This window comes from Lyngbya sp. CCY1209, assembly GCF_035615495.1.
In the GTDB taxonomy this organism is placed as follows: domain Bacteria; phylum Cyanobacteriota; class Cyanobacteriia; order Cyanobacteriales; family Microcoleaceae; genus Limnospira.
Genome location: NZ_JAJENU010000632.1, coordinates 1 through 312, shown reverse-complemented (window position 1 = coordinate 312; position 312 = coordinate 1). Strand labels below are relative to the sequence as shown.

Annotated in this window: 1 protein-coding gene; it reads left to right on the top strand. The window is 62.8% G+C overall.

All coding sequences use genetic code 11. The annotated features are described in order from the left end of the window. Positions 1-312 (top strand): Ig-like domain-containing protein (locus tag LKE08_RS24130; RefSeq protein WP_324706826.1); only part of this gene is annotated, 312 nt, incomplete at both ends.

Here is a 312-nt window from a genome sequence, read left to right as displayed (position 1 = left end):
AACTGGAGTTTCACCCCCGCCACCGCCTTGGCAGAAGGTACGTTCAACTTGACGGCTACAGCCGCAGACGCGGCGGGGAACATCTCCGAAACCTCTGTGGCACTCAGTCTCACCGTGGATACCACCGCGCCGGATACCACCCCACCCGACGCACCAGTTATCACCAGCGACGGTATCACCAACGACACCACCCCCGACATCACCGGCACCGCCGAAGCCGGCAGCACCGTCACTCTTTATCAAGACGGAACCGAGCTCGGCACCACAATTGCCGACGCGGACGGTAACTGGACCTTTACCCCCACCGCCGCC